This is a genomic window from Thiohalocapsa marina (assembly GCF_008632335.1).
Classification (GTDB): Bacteria; Pseudomonadota; Gammaproteobacteria; order Chromatiales; family Chromatiaceae; genus Thiohalocapsa; species Thiohalocapsa marina.
In genome coordinates this window covers 26,426-48,989 of record NZ_VWXX01000030.1, presented here as the reverse complement: position 1 = coordinate 48,989, position 22,564 = coordinate 26,426, and the positions used below count along the sequence as shown (strand labels likewise).

Genomic DNA, 22,564 nt, shown 5'->3' with positions numbered 1-22,564 from the left:
GCGCTTGTCCACCCTACGCAAAATCATCATACCCGTAGGGTGGACAAGCGCAGCGCCGTCCACCAATGGCAGCGCGGGGTTCGGTGGACTTTGCTCTGGCTCGTCCACCTTACCGGCCGGCCCGATGATCAGGGCCGTTGTGGTGTTCGATCTGTTTTCTGGAGGGTGTCATGAGTTGGAAAGAGCAGCTGGACAAGGCGATCGAGACGGTGAAGGAGGCGGCGGAGAGCGACAAGGCGCGGGATATTGCGGCGCGGGCGAAGGCGTCGGCGAGTTCGCTGATGGCCAAGGTGAAGGAGGGCGCGGTGGGCGCGGCGGAGGCCTTTCTGGAGGCGAACCGTGATCCGTCGTCGCTGGAACTGCATTACCTGAATGCGCATCTGGTGGTGTTGTCGCCGTCCGGTGGGCTGGCGGTGACGCGGCCGGATGCGGGCTCGCTGGTGATTGCAGACGGTCATGGCAATGGCCTGGTGATCAATGCGGCGGCGGATCCGGCGTTTGTGGTGGAGCAGATCGGCACCGTGGCCCAGGTGAGCGGCAATACCTTCGATCTGGGGCCGGAGGACGGCGAGAACCTGGTGCTGACCAAGTTCTAGGCACCCGTTCCAGATCGCCGTTGCAGGCAGCAGGTCCAGGCAATGGTGGCCATGACCAGGGCGAGTGGCGATATCAATGATCCGGCCCGGGCGGAGGCCGGTCGGTCGCGGATCGACTGGGCTGCCGCGGAGATGCCGGTGCTGGCGGGCATCCGCGAGCGCTTTGCGCGTGAGCGGCCGCTGCAGGGGCTGCGCATCAGCGGTTGCCTGCACATCACCAGCGAGACGGCCAACCTGGCGCGGACCTTGCGCGCCGGCGGTGCCGGCCTGGTACTGTGCGCCAGCAATCCGCTGTCGACCCAGGACGATGTGGCGGCGTCGCTGGTGGTGCACGACGGCATCCCGGTGTTCGCCCGGCGTGGCGAGGACACCGAGACCTACTATCGGCATATCCGCGCGGCGCTGGCGCATCGCCCCCGGATCACGCTGGACGACGGGGCGGACCTGGTCAGCGAGCTGCACAAGACCCAGCGCGATCTGCTGGACGGCATGCTCGGCGGCACCGAGGAGACCACCACGGGCGTGATCCGCCTGCGCGCCATGGCCGCGGAGGGCGCGCTGCGCTATCCGGTGGTCGCCGTCAACGATGCGCTGACGAAACACCTGTTCGACAACCGCTACGGCACCGGCCAGAGCGCGCTGGATGGGGTGATCCGGGCCACCAACAGTCTGATCGCCGGGCGCGTGTTCACGGTGGTGGGCTATGGCTGGTGCGGGCGGGGCCTGGCGATGCGGGCCAAGGGCCACGGCGCGCGGGTGGTGGTGACGGAGGTGGAGCCGCTGCGGGCGCTGGAGGCGGTGATGGACGGTTTCGAGGTGATGCCGCTGGTGCAGGCGGCGGCGCGCTCGGACTTCATCGTCACCGTGACCGGCGACAAGCATGTGCTGGACCGGTGCCATTTCGAGGTGATGAAGGACGGCTGTGTCATCGCCAATTCCGGCCATTTCAATGTCGAGATCAATCTGCCGGCATTGGCGGCCATGGCGGTGCGCCGGCAGCGTCCGCGCGAGAGCGTGGAGGAGTTTGTGCTTGCGGATGGCCGGCGTATCCGTGTGCTGGCGGAGGGTCGGCTGGTGAATCTGGCGGCGGCGGAGGGCCATCCGGCGGCGGTGATGGACATGAGTTTTGCCAATCAGGCGCTGGCGGTGGCCTGGCTGGTGGAGCATGGTCCGCAGCTGGCGGCGGAGGTGCATCCGGTGCCGCGGGAGATCGATCAGGCGGTGGCGCGGTTGAAGCTGGATGCGCTGGGGCTGCAGATCGATCGGCTGACGCCGGAGCAGTCGGCCTATCTGGCCTCATGGGGCGAGGGGACCTGAGAGATACCTGTTGCAAACGCTCAGGGCGCTCTGTGTCAGGCAGCCTGTTGCTTGCCGAGCAGTTTGCGCTTGGCGCGTTGCAGGCCCAGCCAGACGGCGCCGACCACCAGGGGCAGGGCCAGGGCGATGGCCAGGTCGGCGTCGATGGGCAGGCCGCCGGCGCCCAGGCCCTTGAGCAGGTAGCCCACCAGGCCGAGCCCGTAGTAGCTGATGGCGACCACGGACAGCCCTTCGACGGTCTCTTGCAGGCGTAGCTGCAGGCGGGCGCGTCGGTCCATGGAATCGAGCAGGCTGCGGTTCTGCTCCTGCAGTTGCAGTTCTACCCGCGCGCGCAGCAGGGCGGTCATGCGGGCGGCGCGTTCGGCCAGGGCCTGCTGGCGCTCGCCGGTGGCGGCGCAGGTGGCGATGGCGGGGGCGACCCGGGCCTCGAGGAATTCGGTAAAGGTCTGCAGGCCCTGGATGCGTCGCTCGCGCAGCTGTTCCAGCCGTTGGCGCATGACCTGGTGGTAGGCGCGGGAGGCGTCGAAGCGAGAGGTGGTGCGGGCGGTGACGGATTCCACCTCGGTGGCCAGGCTGGTCAGCTCGTTGAGCAGGGCGCGTTCGGTGAGTGGGGCCTGTGGATCATTGCCGCTCGGGGGACGGGCGGCGTCCGGTCTTGGGTTGGCGGTCATGCGCAGGGCCAGGTCGGCGAGCTGTTGCTCGGCCTCGGACAGGATGGCGGCTGCCTTGCGCGCCGGCGGCAGGCCGAGCAGGGCCATGGCGCGGTAGGCGTCGACGTCGAGGATGCGCTTGATCAGGCGTCCGGCCTGGCCGTCGGACAGGTTGATGTCGCGCAGCAGCATGCGGCCGAAGCCGTCGGGATGGATGCGCATGTCGGACCAGGCGATGCCGGCGCCGCCGGCCACCTCGGCGCCGATCACGGGATTGCCGCCGAACAGCTCGGTGAGTTCGCCCAGGCCGTGCTCGGGATGCTCGCGTGACTCCAGGGCCAGCAGGATGGCGCTGACCACCCGGCCGGGCAGCTGCTGCAGCCAGTTGGCGGGCAGTGTGTCCAGCAGGGTGTCGGCGAAGGGCCGCTCGAATGGGCCCGGGCGGAAAAAGGTGTAGGTGACGAACTCGGTATGGCGCTCCCAGCGCAGCCGCAGTTCGCCGATGTCGACATAGAACTGCTGTCCGGGATCGCTGGGCGCGGGCACGCCGAAGTGGGTGAGCAGGCGCTCAAGATGGCGGATGTTGATGCCGCTGCCGCGCTCGCCGCACTGGTACACCAGGTGTGCCAGTCGCGTGGGTGCGCGGATGGGCTCGAAGGTGCGGACATGCAGCTCCGAGGTCAGTTCGTGACGTAGTGGGTGTTGCGGGTAGGCTGAAGGCATGGGTGTGGCGGTGCTCAGCTTGGGCGGGGCAGCGAGATCAGCACCTCGTCGCGGCGGTGCGCCGGGTCGAAGGCGAGTTCCAGCAACCGTTCGGCGACGAACGCCGGGGTGCTGAAGCTGTCGGCCTGTTTCAGGTCGAGAAACTTCTGCACCATGGGAAATTGTTCCGGCGAGCAGCGGCGGATCTCGGCCTGCATGTCGGTGTCGACGATGCCGGGGGCGACAGCATGCACGCGCAGGCCGTGCTCGGCCTGTTCCAGTGCGATGGACTCGCTCATGCGATCGACGGCGGCCTTGCCCGCGCAGTAGGCGGACCAGCCGGCATAGGCGTTGCGTGCGGCGCCGGAGCTGATGTTGATCAGCACGCCGCCGGCGGCTGCCTGTGTCTGTGCGTTGATGCCCTGAAGCCGGTGGCGAATGAAGGCGCGGCTGCCGTTGAACACGCCGAGCACGTTGACCTCGATGTGGCGACGGAAGTCGTCCGGGTCGACTTCATGCAGCGGCCCGATGGGCGCGAGCAGGCCGGCGTTGTTGATCCACAGGTCGATGGGGCCGAACTGCCGGGCGGACTCGGCGCAGAAGGCGTCGACGGCCTGGCTGTCGGTGACGTCCAGGGCGCGGCTGAGGCAGCGGTCGCCGTGGGTGCCGCAGTCTGGCGCGGTGCGGGCGCAGACGGCCACGCGCAGGCCATGCTGCAGGAAGCTGCGCGCCAGCCCGGCGCCCAGGCCACGACTGGCGCCAGTGATGACCGCAACACGATCCGTGAAATCAGGCATCGGGTGTCTCCGCTCAGTCGGCCTTCAGCCAGCCCTGCAGTGCGTCCACCAGGGCCTGGGCCTGGGCGCGGCTGGAGATGTTGAACTTGGACTGCTGGCGGTATTCGCCGCCGCGTTTCTGGTAGCGGCGGATGGTGAAGCGCTCGGGGCCGTATTCCTCCTTGGCGCGGTCCCAGTCCTGGTAGCGGAACAGGATGGTGGTCCAGCTGCCCTTGGACAGGATGACCTTGTCCAGTTCGCGCGTGGTTTCGATGCCGCCGTCGATATAGGTGACGGTCAGCTCGTCGATTGTCTCGGCCATCGGTTCGCTTCCTGAGAGAGTGCTGTTTGGGTGTTGCCGGACCGGTTGTACCCGCTATTGCAGGGCCCCGTACTGACGCAACAGGCCGGCCATGATGCCGGCGGTGCTGGGGTCCGGGATCCGCTCGGCCAGGGCCAGCGGGGTGTTGCCGGCGGTGTCGGTCAGATTGACCTCGGCGCCGGCGCTGATCAGGTGCTTGGCCAGCTTGACGTTGCCGGCGCTCACGGCCTGGTGCAGCGGCGGTGTGCCGGATGGGCCGGCGGTGTTCAGTGCTGCGCCCTGGCTGAGCAGAAAGTGCAGGCTGTCGCGGTCGGCGGTCTGATCTGCGACCAGCTGGAACAGCAGCGCCTGGGGGTCGTCATCGGTGCCGTGCTGCCAGAGCAGTTCCGCCGCGGGCAGTTTGCCGTTGGCCAGGGCCAGGTGCAGCGGGGTGCGGCCGAGCCGGTCGCGGACATCGGTGTCGGCGCCGTGGTCGAGCAGCTCGCGGGCGATGGCGACGCGTCCCTGGCTGACGGCCACATGCAGCGGGTAGGCGCCGTCGGCCCCGGGCTGGTTGATGTCGGTCTTCCAGAACAGGTGGCGCTTGATCTGGTCCAGGTCGCCGATGTGCACGGCCCGGTACAGGTTGACCGTGGGCTCGGGCGGGGCGCCGCAGCCGGCAACGAGGGCCAGGAGGCAGACGGACAGCAGAGTGGTTGGGGCGAGGCGCATGCGACGGGGTGCCTTGGCTTGGTGCGGAAATGGTACGCGGTTCATCGGGCGCTGGGCAAGCGCGCGGCAAACGCAAGGTTTCTTTGCCGCAGCGCGATTCACCGCAGAGACGCAGAGCACAAAAACTGAACGCAGGGGCGCGGACGAGAACGCTGGCTGGTCTCTGCGTGCTCTGGGCCTCTGCGGTTTGAAATTGGAATTGCTGCCATTCAACGTCCGAGGGTGAGAAAGGGGACGAGCATCAGGTAGAGTATGGCGGCGATGCCGGCAAGGTGGAAGGCGGTGCGAAACGGGTGCTGCAGGGCGCGTTGCCAGGCGGTTTCGGCGCGGCCGGCGTCGCACAGGGCGCGGTATTCCGCGGACAGTCGGGCGGCGCGCTGTTGCTGGTAGGCGTCGATCAGGGCGCGGGCTTCGCGCTTGTGTTCGGCCTGCAGCAGCCAGAGTCCGGCGGTGCCAAGGCCGAGGAAACCGGCGCCGGTCTCGTGGTAGGGAAAGCCGTTGTCGTCGAGCAGCTGGCGCACGTCAGCGGCCTCGTCGTCGTCGACTCCGTTCAGGCGAAAGATCAGTACGGACATCATGCTACTCAAGTTTCTGGTGACGGCGGCGGTGGTTTACGTCGCTTTTCTGGTGCTGCGCAACCGGCGGCGTGAGGCCGATGGCTCGGGGCCGGCGGTGCCGGTGCTGCCGGGCTGGTTGCCGCCGGGCTCGATGCGGGCAGCGGCCCATGCGGTGCTGGCGTTGATGGTGCTCGGCAGCGGATTTTACCTGTTCCAGCGCTGGGAGCACGCGCAGCAGGTGGTGGAGGTGCAGGTGGTCAATCCGTACAGCGGGCAGGTGCAGTCGTACGAGGCGCGACGGGGCGACATCGAGGGGCGGACCTTCGCGACGCTGGACGGGCGCCGCATCCGGGTTGCGGAGATGGAGCGGCTGATCGTGGTGGAGCCGGCGCATTAGCCGCGCCTGTTGCCGGTAACCTCCCGCCGTTTTCCCGTAGGGCGGATAAGCGTAGCGCCATCCGCCGCGGCGGTGGTGGCTGCTTTGGCATCTGGTGGAAACGCTGCGCTTATTCCACCCTACTGCTGTTGGTTTCCTATCCCGGTTTTCGTAGGGCGGATAAGCGTAGCGCCATCCGCCGCGGCGGTGGTGGCTGCTTTGGCATCTGGTGGAAACGCTTCGCTTATTCCACCCTACGGGCATCTGGTGGAAACGCTTCGCTTATTCCACCCTACGGGCATCTGGTGGAAACGCTGCGCTTATTCCACCCTACGGGCATCTGGTGGAAACGCTTCGCTTATTCCACCCTACGGGCATCTGGTGGAAACGCTGCGCTTATTCCCCCCTACGGGCATCTGGTGGAAACGCTTCGCTTATTCCACCCTACGGGCATCTGGTGGAAACGCTGCGCTTATTCCACCCTACGGGCATCTGGTGGAAACGCTTCGCTTATTCCACCCTACGGGCATCTGGTGGAAACGCTGCGCTTATTCCCTACTGCTGTCGGTTTCCTATCCCGGTTTTCCGTAGGGCGGATAAGCGTAGCGCCATCCGCCGCGGCGGTGGTGGCTGCTTTTGCATCTGGTGGAAACGCTGCGCTTGTTCCACCCTACTGCTGTTGGTTTCCTATCCCGGTTTTCGTAGGGCGGATAAGCGTAGCGCCATCCGCCGCGGCGGTGGTGGCTGCTTTTGCATCTGGTGGAAACGCTTCGCTTATTCCACCCTACGGGCATCTGGTGGAAACGCTTCGCTTATTCCACCCTACGGGCATCTGGTGGAAACGCTTCGCTTATCCAAAAATAGGAAAACCCCCGGCTTTGCCGGGGTGGCAGTAGAAGTTTGACATTTCCTGGAGTCCATCGGGGAAACTCCTCGCCGTGAGCCGCCAAGCACACGAAAGAGGAGAAACCCGATGGACGACAGCGAAAGCTTAAGCCACTCCAAGTGGGAGTGTAAATACCACGTAGTGTTCATCCCGAAGTGCCGCCGCCGGACGCTGTACGCGCAGTTACGTCGGCACCTTGGGGAAGTGTTCCGCACCTTGGCGGAGCACAAAGAGAGTCGGATCTTGGAGGGACACCTGATGCCCGACCATGTGCACATGCTGATCTCGATTCCGCCGAAATATGCGGTGTCACAGGTGGTGGGCTACATCAAGGGGAAGAGTGCCATTCACCTGGCGCGGGTGTACGGCGAGCGCAGGCGCAACTTCGTTGGCCAGCACTTCTGGGCACGCGGCTACTTCGTGTCCACGGTCGGGCGGGACGAGGAGGTTGTGCGGCGCTACATCCGACACCAGGAGCAGGAAGATCAGCGACTGGAGCAGCTGAACCTATGGCGCTGATCCGCCGCCTTTAGGCGGCCCCCAAACCGCGGGGACGCGTTAGCGTCCCCATAAGCCGCTTTGAGCGGCTCACGAATTCAATGCCCCCGGCTTTGCCGGGGGATTGTTACTCCACCCTACGGGCTTCTGGTGGAAACGCTGCGCTTATTCCACCCTACGGGCTTCTGGTGGAAACGCTGCGCTTATTCCACCCTACGGGCATCTGGTGGAAACGCTGCGCTTATTCCACCCTACGGGCATCTGGTGGAAACGCTGCGCTTATTCCACCCTACGGGCATCTGGTGGAAACGCTGCGCTTATTCCACCCTACGGGCTGCGGTTGTTCCACGCTACGGGTTCAGCTGGCCTCGGTTGCGTCGTCGGATTCTACGGTCTTGGCCATGCGCTTGGCGAAGTAGTAGATCCGCTTTAGCTTTTCGATGATGTCGATCTCGATGGTGTAGGCGGGGATGCGGTTGGGTTCTTCGGCCACCAGGCGTTGTGCCTGGTGGGCGGCGGCGGAGTCGGCGATGCGCGTGATCTCCTGTTTCTTTGACGTGACGGTGCGTGCGGCGAGTTCGCTTTTCTGCGCCACGGCGAGCACGGCGGCCTCCACGGCCTGGTTGACGGCGACGTGGAAGTTGTTGAGGATCTCGCGGGTGGGCTGGCTGATGGACACGCCCTGGTCGATGCGTTCGTTGCCCAGCACGATGAGGTTGGTTTCGATGACGTCGCCGATGTTTTCCAGGTCGTTGACGGCCTCCATCAGGCGGATCATCTCGGCGGTCTGATTCTCGGTCAGCGACAGGCGGCTGATCTTGCCCAGATAGGTGATGATCTGCGCATGCAGTGTGTCGACGTCGTCGTCCATGCGTTCGATGTCGTGCAGGGTCTCGCGGTTGCCGCTGAGGATGGCGGGCATGATGCGTCTCATCATGTCCTGCACCCGCTCGCCCATGTGCAGCACCTCCAGACGCACCCGGTCGAGGGCCAGCGAGGGTGTGCTCAGCAGTTCTTCGTCGAGGTACTTGGCGCGGACCACCAGCGCCTCTTCTTCCAGCGGTTTGTCCGGCACCAGCCATTCCGCCAGGCGCGCGAACTGGCCGGTGAGACCGATGAACAGGATGGTGTTGGCGACGTTGAACAGGGTGTGGGCGTTGGCGATCTGCCGTGGCGTCTCGGCGGCGATGCGCTCGGTGCCGGCGAGTTCGGGGTATTGCGGCGAGATCCAGGTGACGAACTCCGCCAGCTGGCCGATGAGGCCGACCCAGACCAGCACGCCGGCAACATTGAACAGGATGTGAACGACAGCGGCGCGCACGGCCTCGCGGGGTTTGCCGATGGCGGCCAGCAGGGCGGTGACGCAGGTGCCGATGTTGGCGCCGAAGGCCAGGGCGATGCCGGTGGGCAGGTTGACGAAGCCCTGGCTGGCCATGACGATGACGATGCCGGTGGTGGCCGCGGATGACTGGATCAGCCCGGTGAAGGCGGCGGCCACCAGGATGCCGATGAGCGGGTTCTGCATCGTCTGCATCAGGTCCAGGAAGGGCTGGTAGCTGCGCAGCGGGGCCATGGCGTCGCTCATCACGCCCATGCCGAAGAACACCATGCCCAGGCCCATGAGCATGCCGCCGTAGTGGCGGATGCGCTCGCGCTTGGAGGCGAACAGCATGGTGAAGCCGATGCCGATCATCAGCAGCGCGGCCTTGGTGACCTTGAAGGCGATGAGTTGCGCGGTGACGGTGGAGCCGATGTTGGCGCCCATGATGACGCCGACGGATTGCGCCAGGGACATCAGGCCGGCGCTGATGAAGCCCACCACCAGCACAGTGGTGACGGACGAGGAGTTGATGACGGCGGTGACGAAGGCGCCGGTCAGGGCGCCCATGAAGCGATTGGTGGTGAGCCGCGCCAGGATGTCCTTCATGCGCTCGCCGGCCACGGCCTTGAGCGCGTCGGCCATCTGATCCATGCCGAACAGGAACAGGGCAAGGCCGCCGAACAGGCCCATGCCCATGGTGAGCCAGTCGATCTCGACGCCGTTGCTGCTGCCGTCGTCGGCCCAGACCGCGAGGGCTGCGACCAGCAGGGCCAGGCCGGCCAGGCCGGGCAGCCAATAGGGGGCGGCCTGTTGGGCGCGGCGGGACAACAGGTTGGCAATCAAGGCGGGCTTCCTCCTACTTTTTTTGCGGCGGGCACTTGACCACCGTGACCGGGATGCGTGCCAGGTGTACTACCTGTTCGGCCACGGAGCCGATGAGCAGGTGTTTCCAGCCGGTCAGACCGGTGCTGCCCATGACGATCAGGCCGGCGCCGATCTTGTTGGCCACCTCCAGGATACGTGAGGTGGGCAGCCCCTTGACCAGCATGGAATCCAGCCGCTTGAGCTTTTTCAGCTCGCGGTGCTGGGCGATCACTCGCTGCAGGAACTCGTCGAGCATGTCCGCGGCGCCGTCTTCGATGCGGCTGAGCTGCTTTTTCTTCAGCGCGCGGCTGTAGTACCCCGGCATCGAGCCCGGGTCATGCACCACGTGCATGACCATCAGCGGCCGGTTGAGACAGCGCGCCAGATCGACGGCATGGATCAGCGCGGCCTCCGAGGGGGCGGAGAAGTCCACCGGTACCAGGATGGGGCCGCTGTCCGATTTGTTGGTCACGGCTTTGGTGTCGCTGTGGCTGTCGGTGGTCGTCTTTTTGGTGTCGCTGTGGCCGGTGTTGTCGGTGTCCGGTGCTACGGGCGGGGTCTCCCTGGGGTCGTTCATGGGTACCTCGGCTGAAGTCGTCCGCATTATGACATTTGTGTTACTTGAGTGTTACGCAAGGTTGCCGTGGCGGCGCCCGTTCAGGCCGTGAGGCGGCCGGTCCGTATCAGGCGGTTGATCACCGGCAGCAGGGGTTCCACCGGGTAGGTCAGCGGTAGCAGGTGGCCGCCGGAGCGGGTGATGACGCCGATGGTCTGCGGATTGGCGCCGAACAGCACATGGTGGTGCTGGATGCCGCCAGCGTTGAGCCATAGGGTGCCGTCGCTGCTGAGCGGCGTGTGGCCGACGATGAACGGGGTGTCTGGCGCCACGCCGAGCCGCTTGCACAGGCGGCGCACGTCGCCGGGGCCGTAGCCGCTTGGCGAGTTGGACTTGCGCAGCCGGATATGGGTGAGCTGGTGTTGCAGTTTCGGCTTGCGGTGGGCATTGATCAGGTCGGCGCGGGAGGCCTTCATGGTGGGCGCGCCGGCATGGCAGGCGACGTAGTGCGGCGAGACGGCGATGTAGGGCAGGGCGTCGTAGAGGCGCTGCATGGCGTTGCGATAGTGCGCGCCGCGGCGGTCGTACAGGGCCTGTTCCCACAGCACGCCCTGGGGCACGCCGCCCTTGCTGATGTCATCGGCGAAGCTGTCGTGATTGCCGCGCAGGTAGAACACGCGCTCGGGAAACTGCAGCTTCAGCCGGAAGATCAGGTCCATCAGCAGCATGGACATGTCCATCTCGGCCTCGTGGCCGGGGGTGTCCGGGTGGACCGCGTCGCCGACCAGGATGAGCACGCCGCTGCCGTCGCGCAGGGCGTCGAGAAAGGCGTTCTGGGTGAGCAGCACCAGCAGGTTGTCGATGCTGGCGTGCAGGTCGCCGACGAAGATGGGGGCGGGCCTGCCGGGCAGCCGCAACACGCTGCCGGGCCGCCCGTCGCGCGTGCTCAGGCGGTAGGCCTCGCGCTCCATCACCTGCGTCACCCGCTCGAGCAGGTCCAGCGCGGTGCTGCGCGAGGGTTCCTCGATGGGATCCTTGAGGATGCTGGCCAGGGCCTCGAGCTTGCCCTTGCGCCAGCGTAGCATCCGGTCGAGCAGCACCTTTTTGGTCAGGGGCATGACGCAGGCGCCGCGCTTCGGCGATTTGTTCTTCAGCGCCAGCCCGTTTTCCGTCAGCTTCAGCCGCAGGTGCTTGTCGGCGACGCTGGAGGGATAGGCCAGCAGTCGCCGTTGCAGCGGGTCTTCGCGGCCCAGGGTGAGCGACTCGCCGGCGGACAGCCGGAGAAAACCGCTGATGGTGGAGAAGAAGCTGTCCGGATCGAACAGCAGATAGTCGCCGCTGCGCTGGAAGTGGCCATCGGCGCCGATGACGATCTCGGGGTCGAGGGTGAGGCTGTAGCCTTCCTCCGTGCCGAGCATCAGCCGCAGCGGCAGCGATGGCTCCGGAATCCGCACCTTTTTCTCGCCGAGCCGCAGCGATCCGCTGAGTTCCATGTCGTCGCACTCCTCCATGTCCTGGAGCAGATCCTGGAAGTAGCGCAGGAAGGTGTTGCGGGATTCGGTGGAGAATTGAGTCATGGCTTATGGCCCGTCTTGGGCTGGCGCAACGGGGGTGGCGAGGCGGTAGGGTCGGCTTCTGACCCGCTGGCGCAGATAGACCTGCATGCCTCGTCGATGAAACAGTGCGCACACGTGGCCGAACAGGCGCACCTGGGCGCGGATCTGGTCCAGATCGACGCAGGCGTCGATGGGGTGCGTGCCGGCGCGGGCGCGCTCGCAGCGGGCGCGGTAGATGCGCTCCGGCGCGGGCAGGATGAACTCGAATACATAACGGGCCTGCCAGTCCACCGCCAGCAGGTGTCGTTTCGGGCCAGGCAGCTGTATGCGCGACTCATCCAGCACCAGGTCGCGCCAGTTGCGCTGCCAGGCCTCGTCGAACAGCGACAGGGCGTCCGGCTGGCCGACGAACGGCAGACCCAGATGGATCTCGCGCGGGCGCACCGCCAGTACCTGGGCGCGCCACCAGGCGCGCTGGCTCAGATCGATGTAACCCTCTTCCGGCCAGCCACCCAGTTGCCGGATGAAGGTGGACTTGCCGGCCCCGGGCGGGCCGGTGACGATGAGCTGGTTGAAGCGGACGCGGCGCGCCACGGGCACGCGACGGAACAGCCGCAGATCGGTGACCGGCTCCAGGGGCACCCCGGGCAGCGCGGCGAGTTCTCGCGACATGCTGTTGTATGTGCTCAACTGCGAGATTCAGGTCGCGCCGCGCGTGCCCCAAGCCGCCGGTCGGCATGGCGTCAGCCGAAGATGGCGCGGAAGATGAAGAAGAAGATGGCGGCGAGAATGGCGCCCGCCGGCAGTGTCACCACCCATGATACGACGATGTTGCCGATCACGCGCAGGTCCAGGGCGCCGACGCCGCGGGCCAGGCCGACGCCCATGACCGCACCGACGGCGATATGGGTGGTGGATACCGGCAGTCCGGTCTTGGAGGCCAGCACCACGGTGGAGGCGGCGGCCAGGGTGGCGCAGTAGCCCCGGGTGGGGGTCAGCTCGGTGATGCGCGTGCCGATGGTCTGCATGACCCGGTAGCCCATGGTGGCCAGACCGATGACGATACCGATGCCGCCGAGGATCAGGATCCACAGGGGCAGCGCCGCCTTTTGCGCCACGGCGCCGCCGCTCTGCACGATGGACACCACCGCTGCCAGCGGACCGATGCCGTTGGCCACGTCGTTGGAGCCGTGGGCGAAGGCCATGGCGCAGGCGGTGAAGATCATCATTGGCGTGAACACGCGCTCGACGCTGGCGAAATGGAATTTGCGGTCGGCGGCTTCGTCCACCTTTACCCGGTCGATGAGCACCTTGCCGATGAGGGCAATGACGATGCCGATGCCGGTTGCGGCGGCGAGGCTCTGCCAGGTGGTCAGGTCGAGATTGAGATGCTTGAGCCCCTTGAACAGGGTGACCAGGCTGACGATCCAGCCCACCAGGAAGATATAGAACGGGCCCCAGCGCTTGGCGCTCCTGAACGGGTTTTCACTGTTGAGAATGAGCGTGCGGATGCTCAGCATCAGCAGCAGCGCGATGACGCCGCCGAGCAGGGGCGAGACCACCCAGCTGGCGGCGATCTGTCCGATGGTGCTCCATTGCACGGCATCGACACCGATACCGGCGATGGCGAAGCCGACGATGGCGCCAACGATGGTGTGGGTGGTGGAGACGGGCCAGCCGCGGCTGGTGGCGACCATCAGCCAGATGGCGGCGGCCAGCAGGGCCGCCAGCATGCCGTAGACCAGCAGTTCCGGCGCGCCGGCGATGGGGGCCGGATCGATGATGCCCTTGCGGATGGTGGAGGTGACGCTGCCGCCGGCAAGGAAGGCGCCAGCGAACTCGAAGATGGCGGCGATGATGATCGCCTGCTTGACGGTGATGGCGCCGGAGCCCACCGAGGTGCCCATGGCGTTGGCGACGTCATTGGCGCCGATGCCCCAGGTCATGTAGAAGCCGAAGATGACTGCCAGGACGATGAAGATCGTGCCGTAGGTTGCGATGATGTCCATGATGCCTCTCGAAGCTGGACGTGATCCGTGGACCTGGTTTCGCCCGCGCCTGCGATGTGCCGGTATCGGGCGGTGAGCGTGACCTTGGCGGTGTCAGCGCGCGATCAGCAGCAGCAGGCGATCGCCGACCTTTTCGGCGTAGTCGGCCAGGTTGCCGATCCAGTGGATCAACCGGTACCAGAACATCACCGACACCGGGCTCATGCTGTCCTCGTGCTGGAACAGGGCGCGTGCCAGCGCCATGCCGAGATCGTCCGTCTCGGTCTCGATCCGGTTCAGCTCCTGCACCATGGCCTCGACGCGGGTGGCCTCGGGACCGCGGAAGCCGGTTTCCACCAGCTCGTCGAGCTCGCCGATGATGGCGTTGGCCTGTTCGCAGGCATCGGCGCAGCGCCGCACCAGGGTGCGCAGGTCCGCCTGCATGTCCTCTGGTACCGTCATCTGGCGCTGCATCAGCAGCCCGGCGATGTCCTGCGCGGTATCGGCGATGGCGTCCTGAACCGCCAGGATCTCCAGCAGGTCGCGCCGGTCTACCGGCAGGAACAGGCTTCTGGGCAGGTGGATGCGGACCTGGTTCTTGATGCCGTCGGCCTCGCTTTCCTTTTCGAAGATGGCGTTCTTGGCCTGCTCCAGCGCGGCCGCGTCGGCGCTGATCAGGGCCTCGAAGAGGTGGGGCACATGGCTGACGCAGGCGTTGACCACCGCCATGTGTTCCTGCATCGGCTTGAAGGGGGAGCGGGCGAACAGGGCCGCGATTGGATTCGTGGAACGCATCGAGGAAGAGCCTCCCGTATCTGAGACATGAAACGCCGCCGGGCTAGCGTCGGCGCGTCGTCGGTCACGGATCGGGTCGTGGCCGACCGGGGATGCGTCGACATGGCTGCTGGTCGTGAATCGCTCGAACACTCGTACGACTCACTAGTATTGTTAACCGTATTGCAGGAAAGCCGCAATAATTTTGTCATGAAGACGCGATATAAGGAACGTTTGTCTTGACGAACAGTACGCCGTAGCGAACAGCCCAAGGGTGTCGGCGTCCTGATGTCCGAATCGGTGTGGCCGGCATTGGTGTGGCCCGGCAGACGCCGCGAGTGGAGCGGCATGGGGGTGGCGATGGGCGGATTGGGTGTGAGACTGCGCGTTGGCGAGAAGATCGGCCTCGGCTTTGGCCTGGTGGGGGCGATCTTTCTGGGCGTGCTCTGGTTCTATCACGTCAGCCATGACGAGATCATCGCCGATTACCGGGATCTGAATCAGACCTACGGTGCGCGGCAAGTGGCCGCGTTTGCCATCGAGAGCCGGCTGACAGCCATGCGCGCCGCCGCCGACCGGTTTTCGCTCACCCGGGAGGAGACGTTTGCGCAGGAGGCCCTGCGACAGGCGGATGCCCTGCGGCAACAGACCGAACAGCTGGCGCGCGTGGACCAGGCGTCGCGGCAGACCGCCGAGCAGATCCGTGCCCTGACCGACGGCTTCGCGCTGCGGCTGGAGGACATGCTGGAGGCCTGGCGCATTCGTGGCCTGGACGAGGCGTCCGGCCTGCAGGGGGCGTTCCGCGAGGCGGCGCACATCCTGGAGGAGCAGGCCGGCCAATACGGCAGCCAGCATGCTAGCCAGCAGGGCGCGGAGCAGTTGCAACTGACGCTGCTGCAACTGCGGCGGCGCGAAAAGGACTACCTGCTGCGCGCGGACACCCGCTATGTCGACATGGTGGACGGCATCGCGGCGGACTTTCGTCAGCAGCTTCGCGGCCTTGACCTGGCGGCGCCAGCCCGGGAGCGGCTCGAGGCGCTGCTGACGGGTTATCTCGATGACTTTCATGCCCTGGTGGAGCAGGATCGGCGCATCGCGCGGTTGAGCGCGGAGATGTCGCAGGCCGCGACGCGGATCACGCCGGTGGTGGAGGTCAACCTGGTCCAGGCCAGCGGCGCCATGGCGCGGCGCAGCGCCGAGATCGCCGAGGGGGCGGCGGCGCAGGCACGCTGGAGCCTGGGTGTTGCCGTCGCGGCGGCGCTGTTCGGCGCGCTACTGGCGGTGCTGATCACCATCGGCATCGTGCGGCCGGTCAGGGCCATGGCCGGGTTGCTGGACCGGCTCACGCGCGAGAGTCCGCGTGAGCGCGTGCCGGCCGATCCCGACGGCCGTGACGAGATCAATGCCATGGCGATGGCGCTGAACACCCTGGCCGATCACCGGGCCAGGCTGGTCGACTGGTGGCGCAGTTCCATGCAGGAGGCGACGGCGGCGCGGGAACTGGGCCAGGCGCAAACCGGCGACGAGCGCGTGGCGGCGGCGCAGGCGATGCACGCGGCCGCGCACGAGCGGCTGCGGCAGCTCGACGCGGTGCGGGAGCAGCTGCTCGCCGACGCGCAGCGCATCGAGCAGATCGCCGCTCAATTGAACGGCGACGACGCCGATCGCCAGCACGCCGCGCGGTTGCGCGATGCCGCGGGCGATCTGCGGCGACTGTTGGGGGTGGTGGCAGGGGATGTGTCGCCCGCGTGACTGTGTGTTCGGTTATTTATCGTAATGTGGCCAATTGATTCGAGATCTGTCCACTCATGGCGAGGGATCCATCGTATCATCCACAGGTGGCTTAGGTATTAACCACAACCTGACAGGTGTTGTCATGTTTGCTCCGAAGACGCCCTGGTCCAGCGCCATGGCGGACGACATGTCTAGCGGGCATCCGCCCATCATCGCGGCCGTCTCGTTCGACGAGCAGGGCAGGCAGTGTCTGCGGCAGGCCTGTCTGCGGGCGGTGCATGCGGCGCAGCCAGTGGTAGCGCTGCATGTCGTGCACGAGACCAGCCGCACCGCGGGGCAGTATGCGCGCTACAACCAGGGCGCGGGTCTGCTGCCGCTGACGGACATCGCCAAGAGCATGCTCGCTGCCGTGGTGGACGAGGTGACTGGCAGTGATCCGGCCTGTGCCGCGGCGGAGATCCGGCAGCTGGTCATCCCGGGCGTTCCGGCCAACCGGATACCGGAGGTGGCGGAGCTGGTGCAGGCCGAGCTGATCATTCTTGGCGGCAAGGATCGGTACGGGCTGGAGCGGCTGCTGGCACCCGGAACCCCCCGCTCGGTGCTGAAGCGGGCCGGCTGTAAGGTGCTTGTGATCGACGAGACCGGGCAGCCGCAGGATGCCGGGAAGCTGGAGGCCACCGGCGACGCGGGTGCCTACTCCTCTGCCTGAGTTCGGGGGTCCGTGTCGCGGCGCTTGATCAGGATCACGAGCGCCGTGTCTGTGGTGATGTCGTTCAGTTTGCCGTTATGTTACGGTTCCGTGACGGGGCCGGCGCAGGTGACGGCACGCTAACAATCCCACAGCAGCTGGCGGCATTCGGCTCGACCGGGCGCCGCAGCCATGACACGACGGCCCGGGTGGCGCCGTAAACATTTGCAAGAACTGTTCTTTCTCCTCGTCCTGCTGCTGCTTTCCGGCCTGTTTTCCGGCTCGGAGACGGCGCTGGTCTCCATCTCCCTGGCACGCGCCGAGGCGCTGAACCGCGAGGGTCGCCGCGGCGCGGCCTCGTTGTATCAGCTGAAGAGCAATCCGGCGCGAATGCTGATCACCATCCTGATCGGCAACAATGTGGTCAATATTGCCGCCTCCGCCATGGCAACGGTGCTGGCCACCCGCTGGCTCGGGCATATCGGCCCGGGGGTGGCGGTGGGTGTGCTGACGGTGCTGATCCTGGTGTTTGGCGAGATCACGCCCAAGAGCCTGGCGACCCGTTACTCCGAGCGCATCTCGCTGGCCATTGCGCCGGTGCTGGTGGCCTTCATGCGTGCCATCTATCCGCTGGTCTGGCTGTTCAATACCTTTACCAACCGGGTGCAGGCGCTGGCGGGCCGGCAGGCAGATCCGATCGTGACCGAGGCCGAGCTGATCACCATGACCGAGCACGGCGAGGAGGAGGGCACCATCGAGTCCGACGAGCGGGAGATGATCGAGCGGGTGTTCATCCTGAACGATCTGAAGGCGGGTGATGTCATGACGCCCATGCGTCGGGTGTTTGCACTGGACGGGCGGCGTTCGGTGGCGGACATTCTGCAGGAGGTGCTGGCGCGGCCGTTCACGCGCATCCCGTTGCATGGCCCGGATCACAACGAGGTGCTGAAGGTGCTCTTTCTGCGCGATCTGTTCGCTGCAGCGGCCCGTGGCGAGATGGAGCAGCCGGCCTTCGACATTGCCCGCACGCCGCTGTACGTGCCGGAAAACCAGAAGGTGGACCTGCTGCTGCCGCTGCTGCGCAAGGAGAAGCAGCATATGGCGGTGGTGGTGGATGAGACCGGGTACCTGCAGGGGGTGGTGACGCTGGAGGATGTGCTCGAGGAGCTGGTGGGCGAGATCTACGACGAGGTCGACGAGCTGCCGGATCAGCAGATGCGGCTGTCGGACGACAGCATGCTGGTGGACGGGCATGTGGAACTGCGGGTGGTGGAGGCGTTCTTCGATACGGAATTGCCGGGCAAGCCGACGGATACGGTGAATCGGTGGATTCTGGAGCACACGGCGCGCATCCCGCGCCAGGATGAGCGCTTCGTGCTGGATGGTCTGGAGATCCACGTCAAGAATGCGTCGGAGCGGCGGATTCGACAGGTGGTGCTGAAACCGGTGCCGGAGGAGCCTGTCACTGCGGACCCTGTGCAGGTTGAAGCCCGTAGCCCGTAGGGCGGATAAGCGCAGCGCCATCCGCCGTGCCGGAGCCTGAGGTTGCTGGTGGAAACGCTGCGCTTGTTCCACCCTACCGGCTGTGCCGGTTGAAGCCCGTAGCCCGTAGCCCGTAGGGCGGATAAGCGCAGCGCCATCCGCCGTGCCTGAGGTTGCTGCTGGAAACGCTTCGCTTGTTCCACCCTACCGGTTGTGCCGGTTGAAGCCCGTAGCCCGTAGGGCGGATAAGCGCAGCGCCATCCGCCATGCCTGAGATTGCTGGTGGAAACGCTTCGCTTATTCCACCCTACCGGCTTGTTCCACCCTCCGGTTGTGGTTGCTGGTGGAAACGCTTCGCTTATTCCACCCTACCGGCTTATTCCACCCTACCGGCTTGTTCCACCCTCCGGTTGTGGTTGCTGGTGGAAACGCTTCGCTTGTTCCACCCTACCGGCTTGTTCCACCCTCCGGTTGTGGTTGCTACCGGCTGTGCTGGGGCCGAGGTTGAAGGCGATGGACAGGCGCAGGTCGGGGCTGTGGTTTTCTTCCACGGAATGCAGCAGGTCCGGTGGGAACAGCAGCAGCAGGCCGGGGGTGGGGGTGACGCGGGTCTGGAACGGGTGGTCGTGGAACAGGATGTCGCCGGCGTTGGGCGGGGCGGTGACGTAGTAGACGGCGGACAGCTGTTCGTCGTTTTCGTCGTGGGTGTGGCGGCTGGTGCGTTGTCCGGGGTGCATGGCGTTTAGCCAGAAGCCACAGCGCAGTGCCGCCGGTGTTGTGTCCAGCGCGGTGGCGGCGTGCTGGAGGACGAAGTCGATCAGGTCCGGCGCACCGTCGAGTTGTTGGGCGTCGAGGTACAGGTTTTCGAAGCGGCCGTCGATGAAGTGGCTGCGCCGGGTGAAGTCAGCGTCCTGAAGTCTTTGGAAGGCGCCTGCAAGGCGTGCGTTGAGGTCGTCGGCGTCGGGGTGGCGGACGGCGTCGATGGGGCGTATGCGTTGCATGGGGTGTGGCGCCGATGTTTGTTTACGGGTGGTGGGGTGTGGCCGACAGGCCGTTGCTGCTCGGCTGTCGACGGCCTTGCCGTCAGCGCTCAGTTGCCGGCGCCGGCCCAGGGTCTGACCACGACCACGGAGATGGCGTTCTTGGGCGAGCCTTCGATGATGCGGTCGCTGTAGTTCAGGTAGACCAGGGTGTTGCGGGGTGCGTCGTAGAACCGCACCACCTGCATGGTCTTGGTCAGCAGCGAGGTGCGTTTCTTGAACACGTCTTCGCCGTCTTCCTTGCCCTTGGCGATGTGCTCGGGGATGGTGACCGGGCCGACCTGCCGGCAGGCCAGGGAGGCGTCGGAGGTGTCTTCGGCCACGCCGACGGCGCCGCTGATGCCGCCGGTCTTGGCGCGGCTGAGGTAGCAGGCGACGCCGGGAATGTCGGGGTCCTGGAAGACCTCGACGACGATCTTGTCGTTCGGGCCCATCCATTTGAACTTGGTGCTGACCTGGCCGATGACTTCGGCCGAGGCCGAACCGATGGCGAGGATGCCGAGGCCGGCAAGGCCGGTCAGAAGCAGGGTGGTGCGCATGTGAGGCTCCTTTGAGTCGATTTCCCGTGTGCTGATCCTATTGGCGACGGGGCAGGTCGTCGCCGAAGCGGCGGACGTGTTCCTGGCGGCTGCGGGTGACACAGTCTTCGATGGAGACGCCGAGGAACCAGTTGCCGGTCACGCCGATGCGGCTGCCTTGCAGGCTGGTGTCCAGGGCCTGCAGGCGCTGGCCGTGCCCCTTGCGCAGGCTGGGCAGTCGGTTGCGGGTGTGGCGGATGGCCGCGGCCTGCTCGGGCGTGGTGTCCAGGGCGGTGCAGGCGGCCTGTACGCGGGCCGCATCGTCCAGGGTGTCGGCGGGAAAATGGAAGGCGAAGCCGCGCCAGCGCGGATCGGCCAGGAAGTCGCGCGACACCGCGGACAGGAAGGGGCCATCAACGCTGATCAGGCCCGCCAGTTCGGGGATGGTCAGGGCGTCTTTGGGAAAGGCCAGCAGCAGGCTGTCGATCTCCACCACGCCGATGTCACTGATGACGGCGGCGGCCTCCGGCGCCAGCGGCTGCAGCAGTCGCGCGGCGACGTCCGGCGGCACCGCCAGGGTCAGGTGCCGGCAGCCGAGCCGGCTGCCGTCGCTGAGGCGCAGGATGTAACCGGGCTGTGCGCTGTCCGGGGCGGTTTCGATGGCCTCGACACCTTGGCCGGTGCGGACCTCGATGCCGCTGCGTTCGGCAATGGCGCGGGGGATCTGCTGCAGGCCTTCGGGCATGGTGAAGCTGCGCAGCACGTCCTTGCGGCGCGGTTTCTTGCGGAACAGGGCCTCGGCGGGAAAGTCGTCGGCGCGCTGGCAGATGACAGAGCGGAAGGCCGGCCCGAACAGGTCCTGGTAATTGCGTCTGCCGAGCCCGCGGCCGTAGTACTCGGCCACGCTCGCGCCGGCCTTCGACTGGGTGAACAGCCGCGGCAGCGAGCGCAGCAGTTCCGCCAGGTGCAGTGCCGAGAAGATGGAACTGCGCTTGCCGCCGCGCCACAGGGCGTAGCTCTGCTTGGCCTTGGCGGTGGCCAGGGGCAGCAGGCCGAGGGGCTCCAGGATGTCGATCAGGTTGCCGTAGCTGTTGAAGCAGCTGTGGCTGCCGGCCTCGATCCAGAATCCGTCCAGGGTGTCGAACATGGCGGTCTGCATGCAACCGCCGATGCGTGTGTCCTGTTCCAGTACCAGGCTGTCGATGCCGGCGCGGGTGGCATAGTGGGCGGCGCTGATGCCGCTGATGCCGCCGCCGATGACGATGTGCGAATGCTGTTGCGGAGTCATGGGGTTCGTGGTCTGGCTGATGGTTCGGCAGCGGTTGCAGCGGACGACGCTGCCTCAGGCTCTGCCGATTTTTCCGGGGTTGCTTGCGGAGTCGGTTCCGGCAGGGGCTCGAGCGCGAGGCCGCTGATGTCGATGTCCGGGGGCGACGGTGGCGGCGGCTGGCAGTCTTGCAGCGTCCAGTCGTGGCCTTCCACCAGGCGCAGCGTGCTGGTGTCCCAGGTGGCGGTCGGCGCGGGCGCGCTGGTGTCCTCGCCCTGCCAGTCCGCGCCGTCGTCGTCCAGTCGGGCCCTGAGGGGGGCCAGTGCCAGCCCGGGGGGCGGTGGCGGCTGGTCAGGGGGCTGTTCGGGCGGCTGCTCGGCTGGCTGGTCGGAGGCGGTCTCGGGCTCGATCCGGGCCTCGGCGCCGGCGGCCTGAAAGGCCTGCTGGAAGCGTCGGGCGGTGGCCTCGTCGACGCCGCGCTTGACGATGATCCGCCGACCGCTGAGCAGGTGATCGGCCCGTTCCGGGCTGAGCTTGAACAGTGTCTGCAGGTGCTGGCGAACGGCGTCGACGGATGTGTCCGCCGACACCGCGCCGGTAAAGACCACGTTGTATCGATCGCCAGACATCGCGGCTCCGGTGCGGCAGCTTGTGATCAACCCGCTCCGCGCCCCTCTTGGTGATTCGATGCGGATGCGATGGCGATCCGGTACCGAGTCGGCCCCCGATTCAGGGGGCAGTGGCTCAGAGCGGCTTGGAAAGGCTGAAGGCGCCGCGGAGATCGCCCAGGGCGAAGCCGCGTGCCCGGTCGTCAGGATAAGCCGCATCGATGGCTTCGGCCAGCCCCGGCTCGATGTCGCTGCCGTGACAGGTCAGGCAGACCTGGCCGGTGGGGATGGCCTGCATGAAGCGGTAGGTCTTGCCGCCATCGTCGTGGATGACCTCGGCATAGGTCATGCCGGCGACGGCCTCGCCGTTGCGCTGGCGGTCGGCGAACTGGCGCAGCACCTTCTGCTCCCAGGCGTCGGGGGTGTTGTTGGCCGCATTGCGGGGTTTGTCGCTGGTGCGGCCGATGTCCCAGCCGGAGGCCTCGGACAGCTCGGCGGCGATGGCGGGGGCACGGTCGGAGCAGACGCTGACGGCCTCGACCGGGCCGCCGGCCTTCATGGCGGCTTGCAGTTCGCCCTGGAGGGTGCCGGCAAAGGTCTTGATCAGGTCTCTGGCCTGCTGTGCGTCACGGGCGGTGTCGGCATTGGCGGCCAGCGCGGTGACGGCGAGCACGGCGGCGATGGCGATGGGGCGGGTACGCATGGGTCGGATCTCCTGGGTGTCGGGTTGGAATCTGTGCGGTCGCGCACTATGCCTGCATGGCCAGGATTTGGCCA

At 66.5% G+C, this 22,564-nt stretch carries 23 protein-coding genes; 7 read left to right on the top strand and 16 right to left on the bottom strand.

Translation table 11 applies throughout. The annotated features are described in order from the left end of the window. Positions 1-170: 170 nt before the first annotated feature. A complete protein-coding gene (locus F2Q65_RS20230) occupies positions 171-596 on the top strand; it encodes a hypothetical protein (RefSeq protein ID WP_150094266.1) in 426 nt (141 codons plus the stop codon). Between the two features lie 51 nt (positions 597-647). Further along, the gene (ahcY, locus tag F2Q65_RS15220; RefSeq protein WP_150094265.1) at positions 648-1,913 is read left to right on the top strand and encodes an adenosylhomocysteinase; all 1,266 of its coding nucleotides are present in this window, start codon (positions 648-650) and stop codon (positions 1,911-1,913) included. A 35-nt stretch (positions 1,914-1,948) separates the two neighbouring features. Here ahcY and F2Q65_RS15215 read toward each other — a convergent pair whose 3' ends face one another. From F2Q65_RS15215 to F2Q65_RS15195, 5 genes are all read right to left on the bottom strand, one after another. Continuing rightward, entirely contained in the window at positions 1,949-3,286 is a 1,338-nt protein-coding gene (locus F2Q65_RS15215) for a DUF3422 family protein (protein ID WP_150094264.1), read from the bottom strand. 14 nt (positions 3,287-3,300) lie between these two features. After that, positions 3,301-4,062 carry an SDR family oxidoreductase gene (locus F2Q65_RS15210; protein WP_150094263.1) on the bottom strand — a complete coding sequence of 254 codons (762 nt, stop codon included), beginning with the start codon at positions 4,060-4,062 and terminating at the stop codon, positions 3,301-3,303. Positions 4,063-4,075: 13 nt separating this feature from the next. Further along, positions 4,076-4,363: a hypothetical protein gene (locus tag F2Q65_RS15205; protein ID WP_150094262.1), complete on the bottom strand. Its 288-nt coding sequence runs from the start codon at positions 4,361-4,363 to the stop codon at positions 4,076-4,078. Positions 4,364-4,417: 54 nt separating this feature from the next. After that, the gene (locus tag F2Q65_RS15200; RefSeq protein WP_170265764.1) at positions 4,418-5,074 is read right to left on the bottom strand and encodes an ankyrin repeat domain-containing protein; all 657 of its coding nucleotides are present in this window, start codon (positions 5,072-5,074) and stop codon (positions 4,418-4,420) included. Between the two features lie 209 nt (positions 5,075-5,283). Further along, positions 5,284-5,649: a DUF6164 family protein gene (locus F2Q65_RS15195; RefSeq protein ID WP_150094260.1), complete on the bottom strand. Its 366-nt coding sequence runs from the start codon at positions 5,647-5,649 to the stop codon at positions 5,284-5,286. 1 nt (position 5,650) lies between these two features. On the opposite strand from F2Q65_RS15195, the gene F2Q65_RS15190 reads away from it, so the two are divergent. Then, on the top strand, positions 5,651-6,028 hold the full coding sequence (locus tag F2Q65_RS15190; protein WP_150094259.1) for an EscU/YscU/HrcU family type III secretion system export apparatus switch protein: 378 nt from the start codon (positions 5,651-5,653) through the stop codon (positions 6,026-6,028). A 952-nt stretch (positions 6,029-6,980) separates the two neighbouring features. After that, entirely contained in the window at positions 6,981-7,412 is a 432-nt protein-coding gene (tnpA, locus tag F2Q65_RS15185; RefSeq protein ID WP_150094258.1) for an IS200/IS605 family transposase, read from the top strand. A 337-nt stretch (positions 7,413-7,749) separates the two neighbouring features. Here tnpA and F2Q65_RS15180 read toward each other — a convergent pair whose 3' ends face one another. From F2Q65_RS15180 to F2Q65_RS15155, 6 genes are all read right to left on the bottom strand, one after another. After that, positions 7,750-9,555, bottom strand: coding sequence for a Na/Pi cotransporter family protein (locus tag F2Q65_RS15180; RefSeq protein WP_246156265.1), 1,806 nt, complete (start codon positions 9,553-9,555; stop codon positions 7,750-7,752). A gap of 13 nt (positions 9,556-9,568) precedes the next feature. Continuing rightward, a complete protein-coding gene (locus F2Q65_RS15175; RefSeq protein ID WP_246156264.1) occupies positions 9,569-10,153 on the bottom strand; it encodes a universal stress protein in 585 nt (194 codons plus the stop codon). Positions 10,154-10,233: 80 nt separating this feature from the next. Beyond that, on the bottom strand, positions 10,234-11,709 hold the full coding sequence (locus tag F2Q65_RS15170) for a metallophosphoesterase (protein ID WP_150094257.1): 1,476 nt from the start codon (positions 11,707-11,709) through the stop codon (positions 10,234-10,236). Between the two features lie 3 nt (positions 11,710-11,712). Beyond that, positions 11,713-12,360 (bottom strand): ATP-binding cassette domain-containing protein, encoded by a 648-nt coding sequence (locus tag F2Q65_RS15165; RefSeq protein WP_150094256.1) that lies wholly within the window; start codon positions 12,358-12,360, stop codon positions 11,713-11,715. Between the two features lie 71 nt (positions 12,361-12,431). Continuing rightward, a complete protein-coding gene (locus F2Q65_RS15160; RefSeq protein WP_150094255.1) occupies positions 12,432-13,697 on the bottom strand; it encodes an inorganic phosphate transporter in 1,266 nt (421 codons plus the stop codon). 93 nt (positions 13,698-13,790) lie between these two features. Then, positions 13,791-14,471 (bottom strand): TIGR00153 family protein, encoded by a 681-nt coding sequence (locus F2Q65_RS15155; protein WP_150094254.1) that lies wholly within the window; start codon positions 14,469-14,471, stop codon positions 13,791-13,793. A 354-nt stretch (positions 14,472-14,825) separates the two neighbouring features. On the opposite strand from F2Q65_RS15155, the gene F2Q65_RS15150 reads away from it, so the two are divergent. From F2Q65_RS15150 to F2Q65_RS15140, 3 genes are all read left to right on the top strand, one after another. Beyond that, entirely contained in the window at positions 14,826-16,202 is a 1,377-nt protein-coding gene (locus F2Q65_RS15150; protein ID WP_170265763.1) for a coiled-coil domain-containing protein, read from the top strand. A 124-nt stretch (positions 16,203-16,326) separates the two neighbouring features. Continuing rightward, entirely contained in the window at positions 16,327-16,893 is a 567-nt protein-coding gene (locus F2Q65_RS15145) for a universal stress protein (protein ID WP_150094252.1), read from the top strand. 204 nt (positions 16,894-17,097) lie between these two features. Beyond that, positions 17,098-18,375: a hemolysin family protein gene (locus F2Q65_RS15140; protein WP_170265761.1), complete on the top strand. Its 1,278-nt coding sequence runs from the start codon at positions 17,098-17,100 to the stop codon at positions 18,373-18,375. Positions 18,376-18,740: 365 nt separating this feature from the next. On the opposite strand, the gene F2Q65_RS15135 is transcribed toward F2Q65_RS15140, so the two are convergent. The 5 genes from F2Q65_RS15135 to F2Q65_RS15115 all read right to left on the bottom strand — a co-directional run bounded on the left by F2Q65_RS15135 (position 18,741) and on the right by F2Q65_RS15115 (position 22,490). Beyond that, positions 18,741-19,355 (bottom strand): putative 2OG-Fe(II) oxygenase, encoded by a 615-nt coding sequence (locus F2Q65_RS15135; RefSeq protein ID WP_150094250.1) that lies wholly within the window; start codon positions 19,353-19,355, stop codon positions 18,741-18,743. An 89-nt stretch (positions 19,356-19,444) separates the two neighbouring features. Further along, positions 19,445-19,933 (bottom strand): CreA family protein, encoded by a 489-nt coding sequence (locus F2Q65_RS15130; protein WP_150094249.1) that lies wholly within the window; start codon positions 19,931-19,933, stop codon positions 19,445-19,447. Positions 19,934-19,970: 37 nt separating this feature from the next. Continuing rightward, positions 19,971-21,200, bottom strand: coding sequence for a protoporphyrinogen/coproporphyrinogen oxidase (locus F2Q65_RS15125; protein WP_150094248.1), 1,230 nt, complete (start codon positions 21,198-21,200; stop codon positions 19,971-19,973). After that, positions 21,197-21,808: a hypothetical protein gene (locus F2Q65_RS15120; protein ID WP_150094247.1), complete on the bottom strand. Its 612-nt coding sequence runs from the start codon at positions 21,806-21,808 to the stop codon at positions 21,197-21,199. The genes F2Q65_RS15125 and F2Q65_RS15120 overlap by 4 nt, the downstream gene beginning before the upstream one ends. A gap of 115 nt (positions 21,809-21,923) precedes the next feature. Further along, complete coding sequence (locus tag F2Q65_RS15115; RefSeq protein ID WP_150094246.1) at positions 21,924-22,490, bottom strand: Tll0287-like domain-containing protein; 567 nt, start codon at positions 22,488-22,490, stop codon at positions 21,924-21,926. Positions 22,491-22,564 lie beyond the last annotated feature (74 nt).

Bases quoted from the DNA above. Each gene is read 5' to 3' on its own strand.
- F2Q65_RS20230 (WP_150094266.1), top strand. From the start codon at position 171: ATGAGTTGGAAAGAGCAGCTGGACAAGGCGATCGAGACGGTGAAGGAG.
- ahcY (WP_150094265.1), top strand. From the start codon at position 648: ATGACCAGGGCGAGTGGCGATATCAATGATCCGGCCCGGGCGGAGGCC.
- F2Q65_RS15215 (WP_150094264.1), bottom strand. From the start codon at position 3,286: ATGCCTTCAGCCTACCCGCAACACCCACTACGTCACGAACTGACCTCG.
- F2Q65_RS15210 (WP_150094263.1), bottom strand. From the start codon at position 4,062: ATGCCTGATTTCACGGATCGTGTTGCGGTCATCACTGGCGCCAGTCGT.
- F2Q65_RS15205 (WP_150094262.1), bottom strand. From the start codon at position 4,363: ATGGCCGAGACAATCGACGAGCTGACCGTCACCTATATCGACGGCGGC.
- F2Q65_RS15200 (WP_170265764.1), bottom strand. From the start codon at position 5,074: ATGCGCCTCGCCCCAACCACTCTGCTGTCCGTCTGCCTCCTGGCCCTC.
- F2Q65_RS15195 (WP_150094260.1), bottom strand. From the start codon at position 5,649: ATGTCCGTACTGATCTTTCGCCTGAACGGAGTCGACGACGACGAGGCC.
- F2Q65_RS15190 (WP_150094259.1), top strand. From the start codon at position 5,651: ATGCTACTCAAGTTTCTGGTGACGGCGGCGGTGGTTTACGTCGCTTTT.
- tnpA (WP_150094258.1), top strand. From the start codon at position 6,981: ATGGACGACAGCGAAAGCTTAAGCCACTCCAAGTGGGAGTGTAAATAC.
- F2Q65_RS15175 (WP_246156264.1), bottom strand. From the start codon at position 10,153: ATGAACGACCCCAGGGAGACCCCGCCCGTAGCACCGGACACCGACAAC.
- F2Q65_RS15170 (WP_150094257.1), bottom strand. From the start codon at position 11,709: ATGACTCAATTCTCCACCGAATCCCGCAACACCTTCCTGCGCTACTTC.
- F2Q65_RS15165 (WP_150094256.1), bottom strand. From the start codon at position 12,360: ATGTCGCGAGAACTCGCCGCGCTGCCCGGGGTGCCCCTGGAGCCGGTC.
- F2Q65_RS15160 (WP_150094255.1), bottom strand. From the start codon at position 13,697: ATGGACATCATCGCAACCTACGGCACGATCTTCATCGTCCTGGCAGTC.
- F2Q65_RS15155 (WP_150094254.1), bottom strand. From the start codon at position 14,471: ATGCGTTCCACGAATCCAATCGCGGCCCTGTTCGCCCGCTCCCCCTTC.
- F2Q65_RS15145 (WP_150094252.1), top strand. From the start codon at position 16,327: ATGTTTGCTCCGAAGACGCCCTGGTCCAGCGCCATGGCGGACGACATG.
- F2Q65_RS15135 (WP_150094250.1), bottom strand. From the start codon at position 19,355: ATGCAACGCATACGCCCCATCGACGCCGTCCGCCACCCCGACGCCGAC.
- F2Q65_RS15130 (WP_150094249.1), bottom strand. From the start codon at position 19,933: ATGCGCACCACCCTGCTTCTGACCGGCCTTGCCGGCCTCGGCATCCTC.
- F2Q65_RS15125 (WP_150094248.1), bottom strand. From the start codon at position 21,200: ATGACTCCGCAACAGCATTCGCACATCGTCATCGGCGGCGGCATCAGC.
- F2Q65_RS15120 (WP_150094247.1), bottom strand. From the start codon at position 21,808: ATGTCTGGCGATCGATACAACGTGGTCTTTACCGGCGCGGTGTCGGCG.
- F2Q65_RS15115 (WP_150094246.1), bottom strand. From the start codon at position 22,490: ATGCGTACCCGCCCCATCGCCATCGCCGCCGTGCTCGCCGTCACCGCG.